The sequence below is a fragment of the Peribacillus sp. NPDC096540 genome, assembly GCF_050278525.1.
Classification (GTDB): domain Bacteria; phylum Bacillota; class Bacilli; order Bacillales; family DSM-1321; genus Peribacillus.
The window spans coordinates 251,040-273,849 of the sequence record NZ_JBNNTG010000002.1 but is presented as its reverse complement, the minus strand read 5'-3'; the positions used below and the strand labels follow the sequence as shown (position 1 = coordinate 273,849).

The following is a 22,810-nucleotide window of genomic DNA, read 5'->3' as shown; positions in this document are numbered from 1 at the left end:
AAAGTAACGATAAGTACAATATAAAGGAGAAATTTATGAGTGGAGTTTTATAAGGCAGTATCCTATCTGCTATGTCTACAGGAGCAGGTGCGTTACCGATCTTGTTCATTCAAGGTTCAATCACACATCGTTTTAGAGACACGCTCCTGGCCTTTACCGCCGGTATTATGATGGCTGCTTCGATACTGAGCCTGATTCCCGAGTCTTTAGCCACTAGGGGGTATATTCAGCTTGTTATTGGGGTTTTTCTCGGGGTCATGACATTAACGATTATGGAGAAAAACATTCCACATATCGACCTCAGTCATACGAAAAGTGGCATTCAATTCGATGAAAAGGCTTTGCTTATCATTACAGCCATTACACTGCATAATATCCCGGAAGGTCTCTCTGTTGGGGTCAGTTACGCCTCAGATGCGGCTGATACGGGCAATTTAATTGCTTCGCCTTGTTTTTAATTAATCAAAAAATCGGAAAGTTTACGGCGTTCATCATAGCCACCTTAACCGGTACCATCGAAATAATCACAGGCTTAATAGGTTTTTATTTAACTTCTTACATTGGTTTTTTAGTTCCATACGGTCTCGCTTTCGCAGCTGGTGCTATGCTTTTCATCGTCTATAAGGAGTTAATCCCTGAAAGCCATGGGGATGGAAATGAACGCACATCCACCTATTCATTCATTGTCGGCCTATTGTTTATAGTTATATTATTGGAAATTTTATAATTCTCGTGCGTTCATGGCTGGCCCTTTAAAATGAGTCAGCCTTTACTTTTTGCATCTCAAATTAATGAAAACTTTTTAAAGTTGTCATTTAAGCCAGAAACACTTATGAAGCTGCCTTCATACAAGTAAACACCTATAATTTTCTGTATATTTAGAAAGTGGTATAGTTATTGAACCACTCAATCATAAAAGAATACTATGTACCTCTGTTGAGTTAACTTACTCCGACATATAAACCTAACACTCTAATTTACCAACTAATTGAACTTTTCTAGTTTTTTAACCAAATTGAACTTTTCCTGCAACACAAAGAATGTCCTCAGAGCCTTCCTCTGTTCACTCCTCTGCAAGTTGTCCAAACTAAGAGAAAAATAAATATAAACTATCCCCTTATTTTTAATGATCTTTGTATCAAATCTTTTGAAATCATATAAGCAGACAGCACATCACAACGTTCATCACTCTCTTAAAACAAAGCTGCCCGACTTCTCTCTCCGCATTTAAATATTTATATATATTCCATCCTTGATCTTATGTTTCCTTAGTTCATTACTAACAGGATTGAAAAAAATATATACACCATATGAGAGTTTACTCCCCTTTTATTTTTTTCCATTTCTAATTTACAAAGTCATTTCATTCAGATCCATTTAAAATGTAAAATCATCATTAAAGGGCTTCTGTACAATAACAACCATTTCTTCTCGTTTATTTCTCACTTCAACTGACGAATGATGTTGAAGGATTAAATACTCATTTATCAGTTTATCAAGTTGCTCGCTTTGGCGAAGGGTATACTCATGACTCATCCCATACATTTTTGCCAACTCCATCATTTCCCAACGCTTCATTCGAATTTCAGAACAAATTTCAGTAGTACTCCTAGAATTCATAACAACACTCACTACTCCTGCCCTTTTAAAGTTACATTATAATAATGAAGTATTACAAAATATGCCTTATATGTAAATAGATTCGCAAAAAAAGACAAAACTTCTTAAATTGCGATAAAGCCTGACCCTTCAGCGGACATGATATGACGAGAATTTCTTATCATAATCTACTTGTTTTGATTTAGGATCCTAAGTCTTAAATAGATATACATACTGCTAACTCTGAACCTTGAGCCAATATTATTCATATTTAATTTTCACTGTTTTGTTACTTGCTAAAATACTTCGACAGTTTACCACCATAGCAAACTAGAACGAAATTATCAATAAGTAATAAGTTAATAGAGTGCCTTAAAGAGATTCATTCACTTCAAGGAAAGATAGAACTTCATTAACAAAATGGCAAGCAATAACCGTTGGATTTTACATTAAACCTGTAAATCTCAATTAGATTCTAAATTTGAGTCCTCCGTTAATTTCAATGAAATTAGCGTTGAGGAATGAAATTCAAAAAAGGAATCCATCGAAGAGTGATTCCTTCTTAACATTCAGACTTACTTATGCTTTCTGAAAAAATAACAAAATAGGGGAAGAAAATTCATCTGCTACTCTTCAAATTGCAAGCAACCTATCTTCATCCTCCTGTTTAACTCTCGAATGGTAAATATATATGAAAGCTAGTCCCCTTCTCAACTTTACTCTCCACTTCGATATAGCCATTATGTTCCTCAATAATTTTATAGCTAACCATAAGTCCCAGCCCTGTCCCTCTATCCTTTGTCGTATAAAAAGGTTCACCCAACTTTTTCAGCATTTCCGTCGAGATTCCCATCCCTTGATCGATAATGGATATACAAACGTACTTCTCGGAAAATCTTCTCGTCTTAATACGAACAGAACCACCATCTGGCATGACTTCCAATGCATTTTTAATAATATTAATAAATACTTGTTTTAGCTGATTTGCTTCGCAGAAAACAGTAAACTCTTCTTCTTCAAAGTTCGTCTCAAATTGAATATTTTCCAGTAGAGCTTGAGCGGCAAGCAACTCAAGCGTCTCCTTCAGAATTGTATGAACATCTTGTTTGAAAAATTTAAGTGCTTGAGGCTTTGCCAACACCAAAAATTCAGTGATTATGGTTTCAATCCGCTTAATTTCAGAGGTAATAACATGAAAATATGTAGAGAAATCACCCTTGACACCATCCTCAAGCAATTGGATGAATCCTTTTAAAGCCGTCATTGGATTCCTAATTTCATGGGCAATCCCTGCAGCCAGTTCACCAACAACATTTAAGGTATCTGATTTCCGAATTTGCTCTTGCATTTCAAGATTTTTACTCACATCACGAAAAATGGTTAAATGCAGGCTCGAATATAAATTTTCTCTAGTTAAAAATTCAATATGCTTAACTCTTCCATTTTCAAACATTATCGGGATGATAGATGAGTAAACCCCATGTTTGTAGACTTTTTCAATATGAGCGTTCAGATCAGCTGCATTCCCAGGTATTTTTTCAATAAACTCCTTAACAGTAAAAGAAAGAAGTTTATCCTTCGAAATCCCCAAAATTCCCTGTCCCGCCTCATTAATGTCTGTAAACCCTTTTTCATTCCATAAAATCAAGCCATCTAATGTTCCCTCAAAAATTTTCCTGAATTTCTTTTCACTATCCCGTAATTCTTTCTCAATCAGCCATCGCTCGCTGACATTCCGAAAGATTGTCACATTATAACCATCACCTTCATGTTTTTTTGCAGTTAATTCAAGTAATTTAATTTGATGATTCGGCATTTTATAAATCAGTTCGCCCCTGACCTGGGTGTCTCTTTCAAACGTATTCATCATCTGATTAAAATGTTGATTATTGCTGTAGACATATTTCCAAATATAACTGCCTATCAAATCTTCCCTGCTAGACTCAAATATTTTACAGGCTGAATGATTTACTCGAAAAATGATTCCGTCATCATTCCAAAATATTATCGCATCCATTGACTGGTCAAATAATTCTGCAAAAATCCTTTCGCTCGTCTCTAACTTCTTTTCTATTAAATTCGATTCAGTAAGTTTTCGAAACACTGACATAAATAATTCATTTCCGACTGTGGAACTGAGTGAAAAAATAAATGGATGTGGCTCATCATGGACTAATATCTCTACCTCTCCTCTGAAGTTCGACTCACTGAAGACTCTTCGAATACCTTCTTCCCAATATGACTTATACTTTTGGGAAATGAGATCCGTCATATTTTTTCCGACAATATCCTTTTTCGGAATGCCCATGACATGGATAAATGCATGATTCACTTCTATGATTATTCCAGAGCTGTCGAAAAGTACGATGCTCTCAATGGCTGTATCAAAAATGTCCAAAAACATCTGCCGTGACATTAATGTTTCCCGGGAGGATGAAACATCCAATGTCACATCCTCCAAACGATAAATTTGCTGTCCTTCGGAAGGTGCTCCAATACGAATGAATTCAATTTGCTTTAGCGCTCCTGTATGAAGCTGAATCATTTTCTTTTCTCTTTCCTCGCTGCTACTTTGTGAGCCGAATTCTTCTTCCTTCAAAGGGATGATTTGAAGAAAATCAGTTAACTTCAGTAATTCCAGCTGCTCTCTCGATGTTTCAAACAGAGTACAAGCTGCCTCATTCATATAAGTGAACCTCAGTTCCTCATCTACCCTAATATAGGGCTCTAACATAGAATTGAAAATGTCGTTATATCTTTCAATCTGTTTATTTAATATTAAAATTTCTTGTTTATATCTCGTTTCATTCTCATAACCTGTATTCATATTTACACCCCTTTTCAAAAGACCAATACTTACCCAAATTTATTCGACACCTATCTTAATTCTCCTCGGTATTTTCAAAAATCAGTAAAATCAGACCACCTATCAAAACCCATAATTTTACTTAACTTTAAATTATAGTATGTTGAATCGATTAATACTTAGCGTTAAGCTTAATTTAAGATTGCTTTAATAAAATTAATAAAATTAATAAAATTAATAAAATTAGATTTAACTCTATCGATTAAGGGTATATAAATAACTATGCTTTCAAAGCACCCTTAAAATTTATTAATGGAGGCAAATATGAAACAACGTGATTTTTTCTTTGATAACGCCAAGTTCATTCTCATGGCCTTTGTCGTCTTTGGACATTTGCTGAATACGTATATACACGACAGTGAAACAATTTACGCTCTATATAAAACAATTTATTCCTTTCACATGCCTGCTTTTATTCTTGTATCAGGATTCTTTGCCAAAGGTTTTTACCAAAAAGGATACTTATCCAAAATAACAAAAAAGTTGATTTTACCTTATATTATTTTCCAATTAATATATTCCGTTTACTATTATTTTTTATATGATCGTCCTGCCATCTCTGTAGACCTACTCGATCCCCAATGGTCTCTTTGGTTCTTAATCAGTTTATTTTGTTGGAATATCATGCTTCTTGGTTTTTCAAAGCTAAACCCAATCGTAGGGATAGGTTTATCTTTTCTAATCGCCTTATTAATTGGTTATATTGACAATATTTCCAATTATCTGAGTCTATCGAGGACATTCGTTTTTTTCCCAATGTTTTTAATTGGGTATCATTTAAGCAAGGATCATTTAAAAAGATTATTCACGCCCAAAGTCCGTTTGGCTTCACTTGGTATCATGTTAGTGATTTTTATCGGTTTTTATTTAAATACCGATATCAATTATAAATGGCTGCTCGGTTCGAAACCTTATGCCGAGCTTGAAGAAGCGACAATCGTTTCTATGTTTAAACGCCTAGGCTTTTATGGATTGAGTATAATTTCAGTGTTTAGCTTTCTATCCTTCATCCCACGCGGACAATATTTCTTTACCAATTGGGGGAAACAAACATTATATGTTTACCTGCTGCACGGCTTCTTCATTCGTTTCTTCCGTGAAAGCACGATACAGGATTACTTCAGTAATACAGAGAGTTTTATCATGCTTGCCGGCCTCTCATTCTTGATCACTGTGTTATTGTCAAGCGAAATGATTGTTACAATGGCCCAGCCAATCATCGAATTGAAAGCAACCAAAACAAAACGTTTCATGACTAAAACAAAAGAGTATATTAAACAAGCATTTTAAAATAAAACGGATAAAGCATTTTCTGCTTTATTCGTTTTTTTCAAACACTATTCCCTACCAACATTCAAGCCAAAAAGCAAAGGCAATAGATTCCCCTTCATTTACAATAACGCATTTTTCAAATGGAGCAGGCTATGGTAAAATTACTCGTTAGTGCTTGTTGGCTTAAAAAGACATGTACACGAAAGGAGCCAGGCGTTTCTTTTACGCCCTTTAACATGAATATAATAATCAGTACTCTTAACGCAAAATACATCCATACATCGCTATCCATTCGATATTTAAAAGCTTATGCTCAGCCAGATTATGATGTACAGCTGGCAGAATATACGATAAAAGACCCAATTATGAACATCGTTGGCGACCTTTATTCCAAAAAACCTGATGTCATCGGGTTCAGCTGCTATATATGGAACATCGAGGAAACAATGAAAGTCGTGGCAATGCTAAAAAAAATCAATCCAGAATTGGTTATCATTCTCGGCGGACCTGAAGTCACATATGATGTTGGTGAATGGCTTGATCAGATTCCCGGAGCTGATTTTATCGTAATAGGCGAGGGAGAAGTTACTTTCAAAGCTCTTTTATCTGAAATTGAAGGTGCTAACGATTATAAAAAAGTCGGTGGGATTGCCTATCGACAGGATGGAAAAAAAGTTATTCAGCCACAGAATGGCAAGGTGGATTTGAAATCCCTCCCTTCCCCTTATCGATTGGAAGAAGATCGTGACGAGCTATCCAAACGTGTCACCTATATCGAAACAAGCCGTGGTTGTCCGTTTAGCTGTCAATTTTGCCTTTCATCGATTGAAGTAGGTGTCCGATATTTTGATCGGGAAAAGATCAAAGAAGATATTAGGTACCTTATGGAAAATGGTGCAAGAACTATTAAGTTCGTTGACCGTACCTTCAATATCAGCCGGAGCTATGCCATGGATATGTTTCAATTTTTAATTGACGAGCATCATCCTGGCGTGGTTTTCCAATTCGAAATCACAGCGGACATCATGCGTCCGGAAGTTATCCAGTTTTTGAATGACAATGCACCAGCTGGGTTGTTCCGATTTGAAATCGGCGTACAATCGACGAATGATCATACAAATGATCTGGTCATGAGAAGACAAAATTTCGAAAAATTAACACGGACAGTCACCATGGTTAAAGACGGTCAGAAAATTGATCAGCATCTTGACTTGATTGCTGGATTGCCTGAGGAAGACTATCATTCATTCAGGAAGACCTTTAATGATGTTTTCGAACTAAGACCCGAAGAAATGCAGCTTGGTTTCTTAAAAATGCTGCGTGGGACAGGTCTAAGGATACGTGCCAATGAACACGAATATATTTACAGTGATCATGCTCCATATGAAATTCTTGGGAATAATGTTTTGTCCTTTGACGACATTGTCCGTATTAAACAAGTTGAAGATGTGCTCGAAAAATACTGGAATGATCATAGAATGGATCATACGACAGAGTTTCTGGTTGAATCGGTGTTTAACTCACCATTCGACTTTTTCCAAGATTTCGGTACCTATTGGGATGAACAAGGCTGGTCACGAATAGGACATCAACTGGAAGACTTGTTCCGTCGATTACAGCAGTTTTTATCTTCCAGAGAATCAGCTGAATTGAAAACCATTATCGGACTCATGAAATTGGATTACTTCATGAATCAAAAATACAAACCACGTAAACCTTGGTGGGATGCTTCTCTCGATAAACAAGGGCGCAAAGAGATTTATGAAGAAATTCTAAACAAACCTGAGCATCTTGGATCTTCTTTCAATGCCTTGGGACTAAATGAAAAAGAGATTCATAAACACACATTACTTGAAGAACTTCCCTTTGATTTAGAAACATATTTAGTAGATGGAACAATTGTTAAAAAACCATCGATTATGCTTGCTTATTTTGATCCGAGCGGAAAAGGCTCATCCATTTTTTCTCTTTCAAAATCTGATAGCATCATTTTATAACAAAAAGGTTTCGGAATGGTCTCATTCCGAAACCTTTTTGATTTTTTATTGGATTTGAAGCAGTTATAGAGAATAGTGACCTCTCCGAGGTCATTATTTAAGCCATTTCTGGCCCTCGCCAAGTCCAGTTGGCCATCTTCTTTACATTCATGGTAGAGAAAGTAAGCATCGCCTGCATCGACAATTTTTTAAGTCACTTTAAAGTAGTCCAACACATACCATGCTTTTCTTTTGCATCTGCGAATACACGCTCTATCGTTTCTTTACGTTTCGCATATATAGGTTTTACATCTTCATGATGACGCAGATGATCTGCTTCTTCCATATATTCTTGCCAAATATGGCGTGTCACCACTTTCTGATGGTCTTTGCTTTCTGTACACTGTGATAAAAATGAACAAGTCGCACAAATGGATTTGGATGATTTGTACTCACGATAGCCCTCTTTATTTGTTGTTGTGTGCTTTAAAATCTCGCCCGATGGGCAGAGATAACAATCAAAATGTTCTTCGTACAACATAGTCATGCTTACGGAAGAATCCTTCTTTTGTTCGAGGACGTGTATAAGGTAAAGCTGGTGTGATTTGTTTGCCAAAAAGGTAGTTTGTAATGGCTTGTGTTTCGTAAGCTGCATCTGCGGCAATAGCTTCTTGTTTTCCAACTTTCTCAATCACTTGTTCAACCAGAGGCTCTAAGATATGACAATCATGCGTATTTCCGGGTGTTACTATCGTCCCCAACACAAATCCGTTGCGGTCTGCTGCCGCATGAAGCGAATAGGCAAACTGTTTTGTTCGTTCATCTTTCACATAGTAGCCACTCACAGGATCAGTTGAACTTTCTTTAATCTCCTTGGTTTCTTCCTTGATAAATTTATCTGATGGAAAAGGCTTCTTTCCACTGTTTTCACGATCTTGATTTATTTCTTCTTCGGTCCTTGTTAGGCTCGCGTTGATTTTCTTTTCAAATTTCCGCTTATTCGCACTGGCTTTCACATGTGTGGAATCAACAAATACATGATCTGCACTTATCAGTTTTCTTGCGGAAGCTTTCATTAAGATGCGATAGAAAATCTGTTCAAACAGGTCAATATCTTTAAAGCGTCGCTAATAATTTTTCCCGAACGTAGAGAAGTGAGGCACTTTATCATGGAAACCGTAACCTAAAAACCAACGGTAAGCCATGTTGGTTTCAACTTCTTCAATCGTTTTACGCATCGAACGAATATCGAAGGTATATTGAGTGAATGTCAGTTTAACTAAAATAACTGGATCAATGCTTGGGCGCCCTACCTCTGAATACATATCTTTCACCAAGTCATAAATGAAAGAAAAATCAATTCTGCCTCCATTTTACGAACCAAATGGTTCGATGGCACCAGTTGATCTAAAGTAATCATTTCAAGTTGTTCTCGCTGAATAGAATCATGTTTAGAAAGCATCCTTATCACCTCAAGTTTTAATACTTCTATTTTAAAACAAAAAAGAATGTAGGCAAAAGGAGTTCTATCTAAATGTTAAAACTAAGTTGATTGGAACGGAAGGTCGAGACTCCTGCGGGAAGAGCGCGTCCAAGGGAGACCCCGCAGGAGCAATGGCGCCGAGGAGGCTCCCGGGCCGCCCGCGGAAAGCAAGTGCCCTACGTTCCAATCAACGGTCAAATTTTAAAAACCTAAAAAAAACTGTAGACAAGCTCAATTATTATCGAGTTTGTCTACAGTCTGAGACGGATCCCAAAAAGGGTCCGTCCTTTATTCTCTATTTATTTTCACGTTTTTTATTTTCTGTAGACAATATTTCATAGATCTTGGATGCATTCATATCACCACTGAATTCCATTCCGAATTCCGTTCGTACAATTTCTTCTACCCGTTTTTCTTGAGAGTTACGTTTGTTTTTATCCATTAACTTCTACCTTTTCTGCCTTGCTTTGAATTACGGTTGGCACCTTTCATGGCGTTTTCTTCAACTGCGAATTCATTTGAATATTCCTCTTCTGCTTGGTTTTTCTTTGGCGTCGTACTTGCTTTGATTGCTCCATCTACATTGGCTTTCCGTTTCATTTTCATTCCACCTTTTTTTAAAAGTTTTACTTTTTAGAATGGGGTAATTCCGCTAAAAATTATTCAGGGATAATATATGGGTAGTCGAGTAAAATAACCCTAAAACGAAAGGGAGATACTTTATGAAAAGGAAACTGGATAATCCAATAATAAATGATACCCAACCTCACCAAATTAACGCACCGAGCTTTAAAGGCACCGGGATAAAACCGCAAGCTCCTTTTGTTAATGAGTATGGAGTCGTCATTGGGGACAGCAAATATGCATCAGAAAACTCACCACTCGAAAATTGGAGCGAAGATACAGACCCAGAAATCATGGCTGGAGACGAATGGATCCACCCAACTAATGATATTGGATGGAACTCAGCTGAAAACCGCGAACTGTTAGAGGCAAAAAGAGCCCCACAAGCCCCTTTCATGCACCCTGACAAAGATGTAAGTATTAAAACGGACTAAATGTCTTACGAGTTTTATAGCCCAAAATTCACTTGTAATCCCCACAAAAAAAAGGGTGTCCCCGGTAAGTCCGGAACACCCCCCTTCCTTATTTAACCTGCAAAATCAACTTTCCTTTTGTTTGACGGGAGTTCATTTCTCCATGTACATCAGCAGCCTGTTCAAACGGATAAATACCTCCAATAGTCAGCGTTAGCTTACCTGAAGCTAAGTAAGAAAAAAGCTCTTTGATGCTTGGTAGCAGCAAATCTGGTTTTTTCATAATCTGCGGCAGAAAAAAACCTACCACAGATTGATTACGGCGCATTAAAACCTGTGGGTTCATCGTATATGCCTCACGGCTAGCATTACCAAAAACAACAAGTCGGCCAAATGGAGCCAAACATTTCAGTGTTTTATTGAATATGTCTCCACCAACCATTTCCAGTGCGACGTCGACACCCTTTCCTCCAGTGGCCTCACGCACTTCCTGCTCCCAACCTTCTTTGGTGTAATTGATGAGAATATCGGCCCCCAGCTTTTTAGCTAGCGCCAGCTTTTCCTCAGTACTTGCGGTGGCAATTACTTTTCCAGCCCCGAAGATTTTGGCAAGCTGGACCGCAATCGTTCCAACACCACCTGCAGCTGCATGGACAAGCACCGTTTCCCCCTGTTGCAGGCGTCCCATCGTTTTTAAAATGTGATAGGCACTTAACCCTTGTAGCGGTAAGGCAACAGCTTCATGGAACTGAATCACATCAGGAAGAGGAATTGCAGAGAATTCATCCGATAAGGCATATTCGGCATATCCTCCCGCTTCAATCAGACTCACGACCCTTGTCCCCGGTTTGATTTTGGTTACTTCTTCACCAACCTCCACCACCACTCCAGCTATTTCCGCACCTGGTATGAAAGGTAGTGGTGTAGGAACCACATATTGCCCTTCCCTTCTCGCTGTATCGGCATAATTAACGCCGACACAGTCAATTTCAATCAGCACTTCATGTCCAGTTGGCACCGGCTTTTCTTTATCAGTCATTTTCAGTACTTCCGGTCCACCGTATTCTTTAAATTGAATGGCTTTCATCACTGTTCCCCCTTGTTAGTTTCCAGTAAATTCAGGTTTACGCTTTTCTTTGAATGCCGCAACTCCTTCTAGATGATCTTCTGTAGACGCCATCAAGGTTTGGGTAATTCGTTCCTGTTCGAGCATTTCATCTAGTGTGGCCGTAAATGAATGAGTAACAAGTTTTTTCATCATTCCAAATGCCTTTGTCGGTCCACTGGCAAGCTTGTCAGCAAGTTTCAACGTTTCTTCTTCTAGTTGATTTAGTGGAAATAAATAATTAATGACACCTAACTGATATAAGCGTTCGGCCGAAATCGGTTCAGCCGAAAAGAAGAGCTGCTTTGCAAGATGAGGACCTATTAATTTTGGTAAAAAGTACGATCCTCCTCCGTCTGAAATCAAGCCCACCTGTGAAAAACTCATAGCAAATTGACTATCATCGGAAGCCACAATTAAATCGCATGCGAGTGCCAAATTGAAACCAGCTCCTGCCGCAAATCCATGGACTGCAGCGATAATAGGAACCTCAGAAGAATCCATCGCCAAAATGCAATCATTCATTTTACCAACATGATCATACAATTGTCCTGCCGAGGCTTGCCCCATCGACTTAACGTCTCCTCCTGCAGTAAAAGAACGTCCAGCCCCTTTGATGACAACGGCCCTTATATTAGGCTTGTGCTTAACATCGGTAATCGTTTTCGTTAAGTTTGAGATCATATCTGGGCTAAAGGCATTCAAGCTTTCAGGACGATTCAAAGTCACGATTAATACATTATTATTTACTTCTGTTAATAAGTGTTCTTTTAACATTTACCCATCCCCTTTTTCTACTTAATCAACCAGCCGCCGTCGACCAAAATGTCGGTTCCTGTCATATAGGAAGCTTCCGGCGAAGCAGCAAACGTAATGACATTACTAATTTCCTCCGCTTTACCTACTCTTTCCAGGGCCGTGTTCCGTTGAATGGACTTTACGAACTTTTCATTCTGCAGACCATCCTCTGTTAAGGGTGTTTCAATAAACCCAGGTGATACGGAATTGACACGTATGCCAACTCCAGCTAATTCTAGTGCTAGAGATTTAGTCAAACTGATTACTCCTGCTTTAGCGGAGCTGTAATGTGGGATAAATGCTCCAGCTTGATGTCCTGAAAGTGAAGCAACATTCACGATTGCCCGGTTAACGGAGTCACCATTCCCATTTCTAACACCTTCTTCCATCACCTTTCCTAAGTACTTCGAAACAAGAAAGACACTTTTTAAATTGACATCTTGAATCATATCCCAATCATCTGTAGAGGTATCCAAAAGCTTCGAGGATTTCGATCCACCTGCGTTGTTGATTAAAATATGAAGATTCCGATATTGTTCTTTTACATACAGCGCCAACTCTTTTATATCTTCCTCATCCGTCACATCTGCAGGAAAAATATCGGCCACGGGAATTGTGCGCCGGGCATTGATTTCAGCAGCTACTTCCTTCAGCTTTCCTTTCGTCCGGCCCACTAATAAAACCTTTGCTCCTTCGTCCGATAAGCGCATCGCTGTAGCCTTTCCAATTCCAGATCCTGCACCTGTTACCACCGCTATTGACTGTAAAAACCTCATTCCTTCACCTCTTCAACTGGATTTGATAACTTGTTATTACGTTTCTTGCCTTTTCAATTCAGCTTCGATTCTCCCATCTATCAACTCAGGAACAAGATTTATCGAACCTTTTTGAGAAGCCAATTTCAAATCATCAATCAAGTCATGTTTCTCAAACAGCTGCCCAACATATGATGATTGCAGAGTATCAAAAGTATTGTCGGTATTCGTCTGATAAAAAGTGCAAGCAGCAATTGCTGCATCATTCAGACTGAACGTTCCTTGTGCTCCAGTAATCAAGCAATCTATCAAATGACCTGCTCCGTAAAAGTCTTCCAAACTAAATTCACCCGAATTCCCCGAACAAACGATAATAATCGTTTCGGTCTGATGATCTTTTTTTATTTTTTCAGCAACAGAGGGATTATTTAACAAGGACGCTATATACACCTTTTTGGCTGCAGCAGAGTTTCTCAGTGCAACCGTCCCATTAGTCGTAGATAATACAAGCGTTTTATTGAGAACTAATTTACTCAAAAGCGTCGGACTCGGATACATTAATCCATCAACCGGCTTACCCTTAAGTTCTCCTGCCAATAAATAATCCTCATGATCCAATTCCTTGCTTCTCAATAGCGCGTCTACAGGGTTAAGGACAGGAATTACTTGTCGGGCTCCATTATGCAGAGATGAAATGATAGTTGTAGTCGCTAATAAAACATCCAGGATGATGGCCACTTTCTCTCCTTCTAAAAGCTTTTCCTTATCTATCTCTTCTTTTTTTAATAGCAAATGTATGTTTTGTATATGTCCCATATTCTCAAGCTTCCTTCGCCGCAACATGAGCTGCATGGGTGATTAAGCTTTTGACCGTTGTTCCAAGTTTAGAAAAGCGGAGATCATTTGTTTGTCCTTTTTTATAACGATAATAGATTTGTTGAAGGATGACAGCTAACTTAAAGTATCCAAAGGTTAAATAAAAATCGATGTTGGAAACATTCCTGCCACTTCTCACTGCATAGGCTTCAATAAATTCTTGTCGAGTCAGAAAACCATCCAAGGTTGTAACTGACACTTGTCCCAAACCGAATTTAATCAATTCAGGGTCACTGCTATCAGTCCAATAGCTCAAAGCAACTCCTAAATCAGCTAGGGGATCGCCGACGGTGGACATTTCCCAATCAAATAATCCTACCATTTCGCTTAGGTTTTGGTTAAACATTGCATTATTAATCTTGTAGTCATAATGGATAATGGAAGTTTGGCTATACTGAGGTATATTCTTTTGCAAATAATCGATAAGCGTCCCTACTTCTTTGATTTCATCTGTTTTTGCCCGCTCATATCGCGAAATCCAGCCGTGTACTTGGCGCTCGATAAACCCTTCAGGATTGGAGATTTCCGCTAATCCCGTTTTCTCATAGGGAATTGAATGTAGGTCAGCAAGCTGATTAACCATGACATAAGAAAGCTGACGACACCTCTCTGAAGTCGGTTCGACTCCTTCGGGAAACTTAGAATCTATTACAACTCCATGTTTTCTTTCCATTAGAAAAAAAGGAGATCCGACAATTGAATCATCATCCGAAAACAGTATAGGTTCAGGAGCCGCTTGAAAATACGGGTTGATTGATGAAAGAATATGGTGTTCCCGTTTCATATCATGTGCCTTTGGAGCAACAGGACCAAGCGGCGGTCTCCTTAACACAGCTTCCCACTCTCCCATCTTCAACTGATAGGTCAAATTGGAATACCCTGTAGAAAACTGTTGAAGTTCTAACGGCTCATTTGGTAGGTCCAAGACATTTTTTCTCAGGAAATCTTCTAATGTTCTTAAATTCAATTCCTCACCGGAACGAACAGGTATCGTATCATCAACCATTTTCCTACACTCCTTTACACTTTAGTAATTCTAGATATGAACAAGATGTGAGATAAGCGTTTCTTTTATCATTACAGGAATAGGTTCACTTTTCTGTTCAGTAAAATTGAAACAAACTAAGACCGCACTTCCCTTTAAAATGGTCTCTCCAGTTTGTGAACAATAAATGTCATGGACCATTTCACAGCTTTTCGTGCCTACCTTTGTCAAATATGTCCGAATAGTTAATAGCTGGTTAAAATACCCTTGAGAAATAAAATCGCATTTTGTAGAAGCAAGCAAAAAATTCCATTCTTCGACATTTGTTGCTAATCCCAACGCTTCAAAAAATTTCATGCGGGCTTCTTCGAGGTAAATAAAATAACTTGTGTTATTGATATGGCCCAATGCATCCGTTTCTGAAAAGCGTACGTTAACTTTTAAATCATGCATTAGATCACTCCTGGTTTTATCGATGTAAGAAAGCAGGTTTCCGCTTATCTAAGAATGCTGAAACTCCTTCTTTCACATCTTCAGTTTGGAAGATTTCTTCAAAAAGATTTGTTTCAATCTCTAATCCTTGTTCAAGTGTGGATTCGCTTCCTTCATTTATAGCCTTTTTAATTCTCGAAAGCGCCTGAAGTGAATGTCTCGTCATTCGTGAGGCTAAATTTTTTGCCTCTGTTAACCCGCATCCCTGCTCGACGACTGTATTGACGAGCCCTATCTTTTCTGCTTCTTTTGCATTAAGTGGATCACCGGTAAATATAATTTCCTTTGCTTTTGCATTCCCAACAAGTCTAGACAAACGCTGTGTACCCCCAGCTCCTGGAAATAAGCCTAATTTCACTTCTGGCAGGCCGATTTGCACCTGTGCTTCGGCTACGCGCAAATCGCAGGCTAGAGCTAGTTCGCATCCGCCTCCTAAAGTCAAACCGTTTAAGACAGCAATCGTCGGTTTAGGAAAATGATCAATTTGATTTAAGATTGCATGACTTTCCCTTACAGTTTCTTTCATATTCGGATTTCCCATCATTTGTGGAAATTCTTTTATATCCGCACCAGCAGCAAATGCAATATCTCCTGCACCAGTAATAAGTACTGCTACCGTTTCATTATCTTCTTCAAGCTCAGTAAATACTTCCCACAAACCCTTAAATACATTTTTACTGATTACGTTTAATGGAGGATTATCTATGGTTACAATAGCAAGCTTATTTTCCTTTTCCACTCTCACTAGATTTCTCATCATTTTTTCACTCCTTTGTTTGGATAGTCATACCAGCCCTTACCTGTTTTCCGTCCTAAATGTCCTTGTTTCACCTTTTCTTCAATACAAACATTTGGTTTATCTTCAGGATTTCCAGTTTCGTCATATCGCTGTTGCATGACAAAATAACTTACATCAATACCTGATAAGTCCATCAGTTCAAACGGGCCGATTGGATGGCTTAATGCTTTTCGACAAATTATATCGATATCCTTGTAATCAACGATTCCTTCTTCATACAGAAATAAGGCTTCACGCTGTAGCGCACCTAAAATTCGATTGGCTACAAAACCTGATATTTCTTTCCTTAATAAAATGCCTGTCCTGTTCATTTTCTGAGTTACTTCCATTGCAAGCTTTGCTGTTTCTTCAGATGTTTGATCACTCATGACAACTTCAACACAATCCATTACTAGCGGTGGAAAAAAGAAATGCATATTAATAAACTTATCTGGACGATTTGTCACACCCGAAAGGAGACTATTGACGATAGTTGAACTATTAGTTGCAAAAATTGTTTCTGCTGGTGCTAACTGCTCTAGTTTGGCGAAAACTTCCTGTTTCACATCAAGTTTTTCTACAACTGCTTCGATTATAAGATCCGCCCTGCTTACCGCCTTCTCCAAATTGGTAGTATATTGAAGACGGCTGAAGGCTGCCAGTTTACGATCTTCAGTCAATTTCCCTTTTTGGACCCACTTAGCCAAAATATCTTCCAATTTTTCCTTAGCTTTTTTTAATGCATTTTCTTGCACATCCTGGAGAACTGTCTCGAATCCTCCAAGCGCTGCAAGCATCGCGATCTGATGCCCCATCTGGCCGGCTCCAATTACGGTTATAGAATGAATTTGCTTGTTTGGCATTAAGTCATTCTCCCTTCTACTAACTAGTTAGTATGTAATTTATCTTCCTGCTTCAATTCCCTGCAAAATCATTCCCATAAAAATCCTTGCCACTTCCTGATCTGTTTTTTCCCCATCTGGATCAAACCAATGATAGCTCCAATTGGTCACACCCAAAATCGCAAACGAGATGATAGATGGATCGAGATTGGAGCGAAACTCTCCGCTCTCGATACCTTCAATCAGCAACTGCTCAATTTTGTTACGGAATTCATCACGCTTAGGAAGGATCTGAGCCAGTTTTTCTTCACTTAGATTTTTCATTTCACGAAAAAAAACCGTAGCGCTTGATTTATTAGTTTTGATACTCTTTAAAAGCATATAAACCATATCGAAAAGCTTATCTTTGTAGCTTTTTCTAGGAACCTGAATGATTTTTTCTTGCTCATTAAGGAGCTCATCTATGTAAGCCAGATGAATATCCATAAGTAACTGTTCTTTGCTCGTAAAGTAATAATAAAACGTTCCCTTTGTCACTCCAATTGATTCAACAATATCCTGAATAGACGTCTCACTAAAGCCCTTCTTTTCGAATAAACGTATGCTATGTTCTGTCATTTTTTCTTTCATGTAAGCATCCTCGCATTCTGTTAAAATTTCAGGTGAATTGATATCATACGCTTTTCGTACTATCAAGCCATATTATTTTTAGAAAATTCTTCTCTTAAAGCTCGCCTTAAAATCTTTCCGACATTTGTTTTCGGAAGCTCATCACGAAATTCAACAAGTTGCGGGACTTTATAGGCCGATAGGTTTGCACGGCAATAATCGATGATATCCTGTTCGCTTGCCTTCTGATTCCTTTTAAGAACAAGCACTGCTTTAACGGACTCTCCTCTATAGGCATCCGGAACTCCGATAACAACCGCTTCTTGAACAGCCGGATGCTCATAAAGCACTTCTTCTACATCACGCGGATAAATATTATAGCCGCTTGCAATAATCAAATCTTTTTTCCTGTCGACAATATAGAGATACCCGCCTTCATCAACCTTGGCAATATCACCTGTATAAAGCCAGCCATCCTTCAGAGTCACCGCCGTTTCCTCAGGCATATTCCAATAACCTTTCATCACTTGCGGACCTTTTATAATTAACTCACCCATTTCACCCGTAGCTACTTCCATTGTTCCTTCTCCTAAATCCACCACTTTATAATCAGTGGACGGGAAACCAATCCCGACACTTCCGGGCTTTCTTTCAGCAAATACAGGGTTACAATGTGTTGTTGGGGAAGCTTCCGAAAGACCATAGCCTTCCATTATCTTCGCCCCTGATTTTCGTTCAAACTCACGGAGTAGTTCCACCGGCATCGGTGCACTCCCGCTGTTGCAGAGCCGAATCGAGCCAATACCATATTCTTCAGCCTTAGGATGGTTCGTCAACGCGACGTACATAGTAGGTACACCAGGGAAAGTGGTAGGCTGTTCACGCTTTATCGTTTCGAGTACTTCCTCTATTTCAAACCGTGGCAACATTATTGAATCACCCGCTATATACACCGATAGATTCATTGCAGATGTCATTCCAAACACATGAAAAAGTGGTATGACAGACAACGTTCGTTCACAGCCAATTTTTAATTCATGCTTGAAGAACTCATAAGATTGAACTACGTTAGCCAGAATATTACTGTGTGTCAACATCGCACCTTTCGAACGTCCCGTTGTGCCTCCTGTATACTGAAGAACGGCTATATCATATCCCGGATCAATTGTTACTGGAGTAATGTTGCCGTCGCTTGATTTTATAAACTGATCAAATGAAATATCAGGTTGGAAATCTGCATAAGATGACTGGAGGCTGACAGCAATAATATTTTTCACATTTACATTCTGTTGCACACTTTTCACTTTTGGATATAGTCCGTCTAACACCACAATTGTTTCGGCACCGGAGTCCTGTAAAATATGCTGCAACTCTCTTTCAACCAACATTGGATTGATTTGTGTAATAATGGCACCTGTAGTCAATGAGCCGTAGTAAGCAATGACGTATTGTGGACAGTTAGGGAGCATTATTGCTACACGATCACCCTTTTGGACACCTTTTTTTTGAAGAGCTGAAGCGAAAGCTTGTGATGCAAAGAAAAGCTCATGATAAGATATCTTTCGACCATAAAAAGTAATCGCTGTATTGTTTGGATAAGACTGAAATGTGTTATGAAGGATCTGCTGCATCGGAAATTCAGGAACTTTTATTTCCTTTGGTATTGAATCAGGATATACTGACAGCCACTTTTTTTCATTCACCATTACATACCCTCCAACCATATTTAATTACTTTTCTTACATTGCATGGGAACCTCCATCAACAACTAAGATATTCCCAGTCACGTAATCGGAAGCATTTGAGGCTAGGAAAATCGCAGCCCCTTTTAAATCATCATCACTCCCTAACCTTCTAAGAGGAGTGGATTCCAAGATAGGATTTTTCCCTTTCTCAAGAACACCTTTGGTCATTTTTGTCGGAAAGAATCCTGGTGCTATCGCATTTACGTTAATATTATACTGGCCCCATTTAACGGCTAAATCCTTTGTTAAGGTAATTACTGCCCCTTTGCTCGTATTATAGCCAATTGTATCGAGCACCCTTGGGTCCGTCCCGCCAAGTCCTGCGACAGAAGCAATATTTATGATTTTTCCATACCCCTGTTCAATCATGATCCTACCTACAGTCTGACTCATGATAAAAGTTCCAGTCACATTGACATTCATGACCTTCTGCCAGGCTTCAAGGGGCATATCGACGGCTGGAGCTCCCCAGGATGCCCCGCTATTATTCACTAAAATATCTATAGATCCGAATTCTCGGTAAGTTACGTTCACTACTTCTTGTACATCTACCGGGTTGGTAATATCACATTTGATGGAAAGCGCCCTCACTCCCAGCTTCTCGATATGCCATGCAACTTCATCACATGCCTCCTTCTTTCTAGAACAAAGAACCACATTGGCCCCTGCTTCGGCAAAGCCTATCGCTATTTGTTCTCCAAGTCCTCTTCCTCCACCGGTAATAATCGCTGTCTTTCCGGTTAAATCAAATAGGTCAGTCGCTTTCATATTTTCACCTCATGCTTTTGGTATTTGCGAAGTTCAATTTTAGCGATTTGCGAACGGTGTACCTCATCCGGACCATCGGCAAGCCTCAATGTCCTGGCATTTGCCCAATGAGCCGCAAAAGGGAAATCATCAGATATACCTGCTGCGCCAAATCCTTGGATGGCACGATCCAGCACTTTTAATGCCATGTTAGGTGCAACCACTTTTATCATGGCAATTTCCGCCTTCGCTTCCTTGTTCCCTACAGTATCCATCATATAGGCAGCTTTTAAAGTCAAAAGCCTAGCTTGCTCAATTTCAATACGGGAATCTGCAACCCATTCCATAATCACACCTTGTCTCGCTAATGGTTTCCCAAAAGCGACACGACTTTGAATGCGCTTACATAATTCTTCAAGCGCTCTTTCTGCAGCTCCGATAAGCCTCATACAGTGATGTATTCTTCCAGGTCCGAGCCTTCCTTGAGCAATAGCAAAACCTTTCCCTTCACCCCAAAGAATATTCTCGCTTGGAACCCTCACGTTTTCAAAAGTTATTTCAGCATGTCCATGCGGAGCATGATCATAACCGAAAACAGGGAGCATTCTCTCAATTTTGACCCCCGGTGTATCCAGCGGTACGAGAATCATAGATTGTTGTTCATGCTTAGAAGCATCTGGATCAGTCTTACCCATAACAATAGCAATTTTACATCGTGGATCACCTGCTCCAGAAGACCACCATTTCCGACCGTTTATTACATATTCACTACCGTTTTTTTCAATCTGGCACTCAATATTGGTTGCATCAGAAGATGCCACTTCTGGCTCTGTCATTGAAAAGCATGAGCGTATTTCCCCAGCAAGCAACGGCTTCAACCAGCGCTCTTTATGTTCATCAGTACCATAACGGACCAATACTTCCATATTCCCAGTGTCAGGCGCATTACAGTTGAAAATTTCAGGTCCTATCATCGATCTCCCCATAATTTCACAAAGTGGCGCATATTCAAGATTTGTTAAACCAGCTCCATAATTGCTTTCAGGTAAAAATAAATTCCAGAGTCCTTCTTCCTTTGCTTTTGCAGTTAATTCAGATAAAACCGGCGGTATTTCACTCCAGCGGCTTTTCTGTTTTCCGAGCTGCTTTTGATACACCGATTCATTTGGGTATACGTATTTCTCCATAAATTCTGTTAACTTCTTTTCCAGTTTTTTTACTTTTGGTGTATGTTCAAAGTTCAAATCAATTCCTCCCTTTCAACTTACTAACCGGTTAGTATGTTATTTATTTTACAGTATACAACTATTTTTCCTTTTTTTTCAATGATTAAACAAATTAATTTTCTGTTAATTCACTCCCTTGCTTCAGAACATCCATATCTCTTGGTTCAACTATCGGGAATACACAAACGATTTTCGTACCTTTTTTTAGTTCGCTTGTAATGAATACTTTACCACCATGTTTCTCAATAATTTTGAAACATACAGAAAGTCCCAATCCTGTTCCCGTTGATTTCGTAGTGTAGAATGGTTCACCAACTTTTTGAAGAGAGTTTTCAGGAATCCCCTCCCCTTCATCCAATATGCTTATATAAACTTCATTGTCTTTTTCATATATATTCACAAATATATTTCCGCCATCTGTCATCGATTCTATGGAGTTTTTAATAAGGTTTATTAGTACTTGTTTGATTTGATTTTCATCACAATAAATATAAATCGACTGTTCATTGTAATTTTTATGAATTTGAATATTATTTAGAACGGCATTAGTTTCCAACAAAGTTATAACATGATTGCAGGTTTTTTTAAAATCTTTCTTAAGTAGCTTCTCTTCACTTGGCTTTGAAAGCAGCAATAGTTCATTTAGGACTTGCTCGATTCGATTTATTTCCGAAAAAATAATGTCATAATATTCCTGTTTATTCGCACCACCATCTCTGATCAGTTTTACAAAACCTAAAATCGCTGTCATGGGGTTTCTGACTTCATGTGCAATACCTGCAGCAAGTTGGGCTGCCGTCGATAATTTACTTGAAGTAATCGCTAAATTTTCATTCAGACTTACAAGCTTCTCCTCTGCATTCTTCCGTTCATTAATTTCTGATAATATCCCTGCCGTTCCGATGAATTCCCCTGCCTCGTCATAAATTAATTTGACAAATGCTTCGACCCAGGTCGTCTCCTTTTTCGAATTATTCAATTTAATATCCACACGAAAATATTTTTTCCCTTGATGAAAGGATTCTGCGAACGTTTTCAAAACTTGTTCATACGAAATATTATCCATACTTTTAGAAAAGTGCAGCCCGAGAGTTTCGTTAACAGTAGCATCACTCATCAATTTCCAGGCAGGATTTAAATATAGCCATTTTCCTTTCTCGTCAGTTTGGAAAATAACTTCATTGAAACTATTGACCAATTCTTTGGAGTACTTAGAGAAAATTCGATATCTCCCTTCACTATCCTTCAATAACTCAATCATTTTTCGATTATTATCATAGATAGCGCCAAATAACCAAGCTATTGATACAATAGCGACTATATATATTCCTGCAAGGGCGGAAACTTTTTGTACTTCAATATACATCCATCCTATAAATGGCAATATTAATATAAAAAATAGAGCAGGAACAAAAATCCTTCCAACATACTTCTTTATTTCCTCCACCTCCTTACCAAAATAATAAAAAAATAAATTCAATTGAATTCTAGCAAGTTAGTGTCTGAATTCAGCATATATCTTACATTAAAATGGTAAATGATTATCTATAGGTACATTTCAACATAATTACTTCGATTCCTGCAAACAGCTCAAAAAACCTTTCCACAATGGAAAGGTC

At 38.5% G+C, this 22,810-nt stretch carries 20 protein-coding genes and 2 pseudogenes; 4 read left to right on the top strand and 18 right to left on the bottom strand.

Going from position 1 to position 22,810, the window contains the following annotated elements:
- The first annotated feature begins 71 nt into the window (after positions 1–71).
- Positions 72–727: pseudogene (locus ACQKMR_RS03370) on the top strand (ZIP family metal transporter).
- A 650-nt stretch (positions 728–1,377) separates the two neighbouring features.
- On the opposite strand, the gene ACQKMR_RS03365 reads toward ACQKMR_RS03370, so the two are convergent.
- Together ACQKMR_RS03365 and ACQKMR_RS03360 are read right to left on the bottom strand one after the other, a co-directional pair.
- Entirely contained in the window at positions 1,378–1,620 is a 243-nt protein-coding gene (locus ACQKMR_RS03365; protein ID WP_053345125.1) for an aspartyl-phosphate phosphatase Spo0E family protein, read from the bottom strand.
- A 646-nt stretch (positions 1,621–2,266) separates the two neighbouring features.
- Complete coding sequence (locus ACQKMR_RS03360) at positions 2,267–4,426, bottom strand: PAS domain S-box protein (RefSeq protein WP_427696015.1); 2,160 nt, start codon at positions 4,424–4,426, stop codon at positions 2,267–2,269.
- 303 nt (positions 4,427–4,729) lie between these two features.
- On the opposite strand from ACQKMR_RS03360, the gene ACQKMR_RS03355 reads away from it, so the two are divergent.
- Positions 4,730–5,755, top strand: a complete 1,026-nt coding sequence (locus ACQKMR_RS03355; protein WP_427696014.1) for an acyltransferase family protein — start codon at positions 4,730–4,732, stop codon at positions 5,753–5,755.
- A 218-nt stretch (positions 5,756–5,973) separates the two neighbouring features.
- Positions 5,974–7,734 carry a B12-binding domain-containing radical SAM protein gene (locus tag ACQKMR_RS03350; RefSeq protein ID WP_427696090.1) on the top strand — a complete coding sequence of 587 codons (1,761 nt, stop codon included), beginning with the start codon at positions 5,974–5,976 and terminating at the stop codon, positions 7,732–7,734.
- A gap of 97 nt (positions 7,735–7,831) precedes the next feature.
- Here ACQKMR_RS03350 and ACQKMR_RS03345 read toward each other — a convergent pair.
- The 3 genes and pseudogenes from ACQKMR_RS03345 to ACQKMR_RS03335 form a co-directional block, all read right to left on the bottom strand.
- Positions 7,832–9,175: pseudogene (locus tag ACQKMR_RS03345) on the bottom strand (IS1182 family transposase).
- 316 nt (positions 9,176–9,491) lie between these two features.
- Complete coding sequence (locus ACQKMR_RS03340) at positions 9,492–9,638, bottom strand: hypothetical protein (RefSeq protein ID WP_169787512.1); 147 nt, start codon at positions 9,636–9,638, stop codon at positions 9,492–9,494.
- Positions 9,638–9,796, bottom strand: coding sequence for a hypothetical protein (locus tag ACQKMR_RS03335; RefSeq protein ID WP_387587178.1), 159 nt, complete (start codon positions 9,794–9,796; stop codon positions 9,638–9,640). The genes ACQKMR_RS03340 and ACQKMR_RS03335 overlap by 1 nt, the downstream gene beginning before the upstream one ends.
- A gap of 122 nt (positions 9,797–9,918) precedes the next feature.
- Here ACQKMR_RS03335 and ACQKMR_RS03330 point away from each other — a divergent pair, with 122 nt between their 5' ends.
- On the top strand, positions 9,919–10,254 hold the full coding sequence (locus ACQKMR_RS03330; protein WP_427696013.1) for a DUF3905 domain-containing protein: 336 nt from the start codon (positions 9,919–9,921) through the stop codon (positions 10,252–10,254).
- 88 nt (positions 10,255–10,342) lie between these two features.
- Here ACQKMR_RS03330 and ACQKMR_RS03325 read toward each other — a convergent pair whose 3' ends face one another.
- From ACQKMR_RS03325 to ACQKMR_RS03265, 13 genes are all read right to left on the bottom strand, one after another.
- The gene (locus ACQKMR_RS03325; protein ID WP_427696012.1) at positions 10,343–11,320 is read right to left on the bottom strand and encodes a quinone oxidoreductase family protein; all 978 of its coding nucleotides are present in this window, start codon (positions 11,318–11,320) and stop codon (positions 10,343–10,345) included.
- Between the two features lie 15 nt (positions 11,321–11,335).
- Positions 11,336–12,115, bottom strand: a complete 780-nt coding sequence (locus ACQKMR_RS03320) for an enoyl-CoA hydratase/isomerase family protein (RefSeq protein ID WP_427696011.1) — start codon at positions 12,113–12,115, stop codon at positions 11,336–11,338.
- Between the two features lie 17 nt (positions 12,116–12,132).
- Entirely contained in the window at positions 12,133–12,912 is a 780-nt protein-coding gene (locus ACQKMR_RS03315) for an SDR family NAD(P)-dependent oxidoreductase (protein WP_427696010.1), read from the bottom strand.
- A gap of 36 nt (positions 12,913–12,948) precedes the next feature.
- Positions 12,949–13,707, bottom strand: a complete 759-nt coding sequence (locus ACQKMR_RS03310; RefSeq protein ID WP_427696009.1) for a 2-phosphosulfolactate phosphatase — start codon at positions 13,705–13,707, stop codon at positions 12,949–12,951.
- A gap of 4 nt (positions 13,708–13,711) precedes the next feature.
- Positions 13,712–14,773, bottom strand: a complete 1,062-nt coding sequence (locus ACQKMR_RS03305) for a phosphotransferase family protein (protein ID WP_427696008.1) — start codon at positions 14,771–14,773, stop codon at positions 13,712–13,714.
- A 30-nt stretch (positions 14,774–14,803) separates the two neighbouring features.
- Positions 14,804–15,205 (bottom strand): acyl-CoA thioesterase, encoded by a 402-nt coding sequence (locus ACQKMR_RS03300; protein WP_427696007.1) that lies wholly within the window; start codon positions 15,203–15,205, stop codon positions 14,804–14,806.
- 16 nt (positions 15,206–15,221) lie between these two features.
- Complete coding sequence (locus ACQKMR_RS03295; RefSeq protein WP_427696006.1) at positions 15,222–16,004, bottom strand: enoyl-CoA hydratase; 783 nt, start codon at positions 16,002–16,004, stop codon at positions 15,222–15,224.
- Positions 16,001–16,885 (bottom strand): 3-hydroxyacyl-CoA dehydrogenase family protein, encoded by an 885-nt coding sequence (locus ACQKMR_RS03290; protein ID WP_427696005.1) that lies wholly within the window; start codon positions 16,883–16,885, stop codon positions 16,001–16,003. The genes ACQKMR_RS03295 and ACQKMR_RS03290 overlap by 4 nt, the downstream gene beginning before the upstream one ends.
- 39 nt (positions 16,886–16,924) lie before the next feature.
- Positions 16,925–17,494, bottom strand: a complete 570-nt coding sequence (locus ACQKMR_RS03285) for a TetR/AcrR family transcriptional regulator (RefSeq protein WP_427696004.1) — start codon at positions 17,492–17,494, stop codon at positions 16,925–16,927.
- A gap of 62 nt (positions 17,495–17,556) precedes the next feature.
- Positions 17,557–19,176, bottom strand: a complete 1,620-nt coding sequence (locus ACQKMR_RS03280; protein WP_427696089.1) for a long-chain-fatty-acid--CoA ligase — start codon at positions 19,174–19,176, stop codon at positions 17,557–17,559.
- A 36-nt stretch (positions 19,177–19,212) separates the two neighbouring features.
- Positions 19,213–19,986, bottom strand: a complete 774-nt coding sequence (locus ACQKMR_RS03275) for an SDR family oxidoreductase (RefSeq protein WP_427696003.1) — start codon at positions 19,984–19,986, stop codon at positions 19,213–19,215.
- Complete coding sequence (locus ACQKMR_RS03270) at positions 19,983–21,209, bottom strand: acyl-CoA dehydrogenase (RefSeq protein ID WP_427696002.1); 1,227 nt, start codon at positions 21,207–21,209, stop codon at positions 19,983–19,985. Before ACQKMR_RS03270 ends, ACQKMR_RS03275 begins: the two co-directional genes overlap by 4 nt.
- Positions 21,210–21,303: 94 nt before the next feature.
- On the bottom strand, positions 21,304–22,557 hold the full coding sequence (locus ACQKMR_RS03265) for an ATP-binding protein (RefSeq protein ID WP_427696001.1): 1,254 nt from the start codon (positions 22,555–22,557) through the stop codon (positions 21,304–21,306).
- Positions 22,558–22,810 lie beyond the last annotated feature (253 nt).

Bases quoted from the DNA above. Each gene is read 5' to 3' on its own strand.
- ACQKMR_RS03365 (WP_053345125.1), bottom strand. From the start codon at position 1,620: ATGAATTCTAGGAGTACTACTGAAATTTGTTCTGAAATTCGAATGAAG.
- ACQKMR_RS03360 (WP_427696015.1), bottom strand. From the start codon at position 4,426: ATGAATACAGGTTATGAGAATGAAACGAGATATAAACAAGAAATTTTA.
- ACQKMR_RS03355 (WP_427696014.1), top strand. From the start codon at position 4,730: ATGAAACAACGTGATTTTTTCTTTGATAACGCCAAGTTCATTCTCATG.
- ACQKMR_RS03350 (WP_427696090.1), top strand. From the start codon at position 5,974: ATGAATATAATAATCAGTACTCTTAACGCAAAATACATCCATACATCG.
- ACQKMR_RS03340 (WP_169787512.1), bottom strand. From the start codon at position 9,638: ATGGATAAAAACAAACGTAACTCTCAAGAAAAACGGGTAGAAGAAATT.
- ACQKMR_RS03335 (WP_387587178.1), bottom strand. From the start codon at position 9,796: ATGAAACGGAAAGCCAATGTAGATGGAGCAATCAAAGCAAGTACGACG.
- ACQKMR_RS03330 (WP_427696013.1), top strand. From the start codon at position 9,919: ATGAAAAGGAAACTGGATAATCCAATAATAAATGATACCCAACCTCAC.
- ACQKMR_RS03325 (WP_427696012.1), bottom strand. From the start codon at position 11,320: ATGAAAGCCATTCAATTTAAAGAATACGGTGGACCGGAAGTACTGAAA.
- ACQKMR_RS03320 (WP_427696011.1), bottom strand. From the start codon at position 12,115: ATGTTAAAAGAACACTTATTAACAGAAGTAAATAATAATGTATTAATC.
- ACQKMR_RS03315 (WP_427696010.1), bottom strand. From the start codon at position 12,912: ATGAGGTTTTTACAGTCAATAGCGGTGGTAACAGGTGCAGGATCTGGA.
- ACQKMR_RS03310 (WP_427696009.1), bottom strand. From the start codon at position 13,707: ATGGGACATATACAAAACATACATTTGCTATTAAAAAAAGAAGAGATA.
- ACQKMR_RS03305 (WP_427696008.1), bottom strand. From the start codon at position 14,773: ATGGTTGATGATACGATACCTGTTCGTTCCGGTGAGGAATTGAATTTA.
- ACQKMR_RS03300 (WP_427696007.1), bottom strand. From the start codon at position 15,205: ATGCATGATTTAAAAGTTAACGTACGCTTTTCAGAAACGGATGCATTG.
- ACQKMR_RS03295 (WP_427696006.1), bottom strand. From the start codon at position 16,004: ATGATGAGAAATCTAGTGAGAGTGGAAAAGGAAAATAAGCTTGCTATT.
- ACQKMR_RS03290 (WP_427696005.1), bottom strand. From the start codon at position 16,885: ATGCCAAACAAGCAAATTCATTCTATAACCGTAATTGGAGCCGGCCAG.
- ACQKMR_RS03285 (WP_427696004.1), bottom strand. From the start codon at position 17,494: ATGAAAGAAAAAATGACAGAACATAGCATACGTTTATTCGAAAAGAAG.
- ACQKMR_RS03275 (WP_427696003.1), bottom strand. From the start codon at position 19,986: ATGAAAGCGACTGACCTATTTGATTTAACCGGAAAGACAGCGATTATT.
- ACQKMR_RS03265 (WP_427696001.1), bottom strand. From the start codon at position 22,557: ATGTATATTGAAGTACAAAAAGTTTCCGCCCTTGCAGGAATATATATA.